The sequence below is a fragment of the Cetobacterium sp. genome (assembly GCF_048470075.1).
Classification (GTDB): domain Bacteria; phylum Fusobacteriota; class Fusobacteriia; order Fusobacteriales; family Fusobacteriaceae; genus Cetobacterium_A.
This window is the reverse complement of the sequence record NZ_DBGBQB010000321.1, coordinates 1-3,315: the sequence shown is the minus strand read 5'-3', so window position 1 is coordinate 3,315 and position 3,315 is coordinate 1. Positions and strand designations below refer to the sequence as shown.

At 30.2% G+C, this 3,315-nt stretch carries 2 protein-coding genes; one reads left to right on the top strand and one right to left on the bottom strand.

Annotation, left to right across the window (positions count from 1 at the left end; translation table 11 throughout):
• On the top strand, positions 1 to 1,413 hold a 1,413-nt coding region (locus ACMOUI_RS11225; RefSeq protein WP_418965783.1), incomplete at its 5' end, for a dicarboxylate/amino acid:cation symporter.
• 156 nt (positions 1,414 to 1,569) lie between these two features.
• Here ACMOUI_RS11225 and ACMOUI_RS11220 read toward each other — a convergent pair.
• Positions 1,570 to 3,288: a phosphoenolpyruvate carboxykinase gene (locus ACMOUI_RS11220; protein ID WP_418965782.1), complete on the bottom strand. Its 1,719-nt coding sequence runs from the start codon at positions 3,286 to 3,288 to the stop codon at positions 1,570 to 1,572.
• Between the last annotated feature and the right edge of the window lie 27 nt (positions 3,289 to 3,315).

The window sequence follows — 3,315 nt, the reverse complement described above, 5'->3', positions numbered from 1 at the left end:
CTATATTTTATAGTTGCTATTCCTATTTTTTTTAGAAAAAATGGGAGTGTGGATATGAAAAAAAATAATTTAACAAAAAAAATATTTTGTGCCTTAATTTTAGGGATTACTATGGGAATTGCGTCTCTTTTTTTAAGAGAGAGTTTAGTTGCAAGTGGAAAAGTTGAAATTTGGAATACAATAAATTCGATTTTATTCCAAGATATAACTAGACCAGAGGGAAGTAAGGCCTTAGGTATATTTTATATAGTGGGACAACTATTTATAAATGCGTTACAACTGGTTATTATACCAATGGTATTCACTTCAATAATTATTGCAGTAACAAATATACAGGATTCTAAAAGTTTAAAAAGGATATCTTATAAGACATTTTTAGGATTTGGACTGAGTTCTGTTCTGGCTCTTTTTTATGCCTCAGTTGTTGGAATGATAGCTTATAAAGCTAACCTGTTCTCAGTTGCTATAAATCAAGTATCGGGAAGTGGTGGAGCTACATCATCAAATCCATTACTGATTATAACAAAAGCTATACCACAGAATATAATAGCGGGGTTATCAAACAATGGAAATGTTTTAGTAGCTGTATTTTTAGGAATATCTGTAGGACTTATTTTAAATGTTATGAACGATGAAAAATCAGTTATAAAAAAAGGGATAGAAGAGATAAATAGAATGTCACAAATTTTTCTAACTTTTATAATAAATAAGTTTGCTCCTATAGCAATTTTCTCTCTATTGATGAGAACTTTTGCAATATATGGTGTAGGGTATTTACAAATAGCTAGTATATACTTTATCTTAACAGCAATAACACTTGTGGTATTTCTTGTTTTAGGATATTCATTCATAGTTTGGATTTCAACAGGGTTAAATCCAATACATTTTATGAAAAAGATTTCAAATGTGGCAATGTTCGCATTTTCTACTTCATCTTCAGCAGCTTCACTACCGTTGAATACTAAAACTACAGTTGAAAAATTAGGTGTAGATGAGGTTACAACATCATTTGTACTTCCTATGGGAATGACAGTTAATATGAATGGAACAGCAATAATGCAGGTTTTAGCAACACTATTTATAGCAGGTGTAGCTGGATATGAGATAACAGTATTCAATTTAATGACAATATCACTATTGGCATTATTAGCTTCAATAGGAACTCCAGCAGCTCCAGGAAGCGGAGCGATTATTCTATTCACAATACTGACAGGAATGGGTTATAGTAATGAGATAGCAGTATCGGCATATGCAATAATTTTAGGAATAAATAGACCATTGGAGATGTTACTGACATCGTTGAATGTAGTTGGAGATAGTGCTATAGCTGTATATGTATCAAAAAGTGAGGGAAAATTAAATCACGATCTTTATCATCTAATAGAGGAAAAGGATAAGGCAGTGAAAATATAGTAAAGAGTAGATGTTATCATCTACTTTTTTTTTCAATAAAAAAAGGAGTTACCAGCAATAACTCCAAAAACAATGAACAATATGAATTTTGAGAGAAAAATGAATCAAAATTCAACTTATTTGAATTATAATTCAAATTTCACCAAAATGCAAGTTTTATTTTATAATTAACTCAAATAATTTCTTAGCAGCTTTTTCAGGTCCTATTTTTTCAAAACCTTCAATTCCTAAACAAGTACGTATCTGACCAACTAAAATGTTATCTTGGAACATCTTTTCAAAGTAATTTTCAATCAGTGTATCCGTTTCATTTTTTCTTTGTAAAGGACCAAATGGATTGGCGAAATATGATGTAACTAGACCAATTTCACTAGTTGTTCCTTTAGCATTACGTGCCCCTTGTATGAAAACAGGTTTAGCCTGAGAGGCTGTCTCAAAAAATTCAAGTTCCTCTCCCTCTTCATAGTTATTTGCATATAAAAATATATCAATTGGATATTTTTTTATAATATCAGCATGGGTAGAGATTGGGATAATAATACGAGAATTTATCTTATCAGGATTCATAAAAATACTTCTATCAATCTCTTTATAAGGGTATCCTATGTCTAAATCATCAAGTCTAATAAATGCTCCAATTTCAGTTCCAGAAGCTGAAAGGGAGTTGTTATCTAGCTTTAAAACTCCCATATCGTCAAAGATTACTTTCATATCTTTAATATAATCTTCACTAAGTTTTCTAAAAGCCTCTAAACTCTCAGATTTTCCAGCACCACTATCCCCCATAATAATGACATTTTTTTCCAATCCATTTTTAAAAGTTAAATTAACCATAGCTCCATGAATAGGAAGATAGCCATTATCAATCATTTTTAGATTATGGAGAGTTAAAATCATCTTTTTCATATATCCAAAGTAATCGATCCCCTCATTAAAATTTACATAACCTACCATAATATCATTATGAGCATCTTTAAAAAACTCTGTTCTCATTTCAGGGTGGAAATCTTTAACCCCATACATATATATAATGTCAGGTTTTTTGTCCACGTACTCCTCTTTTTTTGCCAACTCAAATAGATTACAAAGCGTTACCCCTTGAGCCATAAAATTTATATCGAAATAGACAAAAGCCAATAGTTCTCCAACTTTAGCAGGATAACAAACCCAACTATCCAAATTCAATGTTAAGTTTTCAATTGGATTCTCTTTATTTTCATAAAATACACCTTTTCTAGTATTTTTTCTAGGGTATGTTATAAAGGGTGGCTGTAATACTATTGATTCTACAAATGGTATTTTTTCTAAAAAAGAATACTCTTTTGGGCATCTCCATGTGATGTTGTTTAAAATAAGTCCCGCATTAACCCCAGCATGTAACTGTCTATATACTCTATGATGCTCCCCTAAAACATTTTCTTCCACAAGTCTATAAGTTTTTAAAATCAGGTTTGTAAAACTATTCATTGAATCGATAAAATTTATATTTTGAAGCCCTAAGCTAGTATTTTTATTACGAATGATTGCATATCTTTCAAATCTTCTCCAGTAGGAATAAAGCCCTTCAATAAATTCAAAAACAACGCTCTCTTTAGAAAGAAGAGGAGATAGATTTGGATCTAATTTTTTTATCTCATCTTTATCTAAGACAATGAGTAATTTAAAGAGTTTAACCATAGTTTCACATATGTCCTCTTTGCAATTAGATTTTAGAAATTGAAAGACAGAAGTGTTTTTGTTGGATATTGAATTGATGTATTTGGATAAAACTTTTTTAAAAGCGGCACTAGATAAAAGGTTTTCAGAAGTGTCACAATACTTTGTTGAAAAATTTAAAATTGCACTATTTCTACCGATAAAAATTTCTTGTTTCATAAACTCCTCCTACAATGTATTTATTAT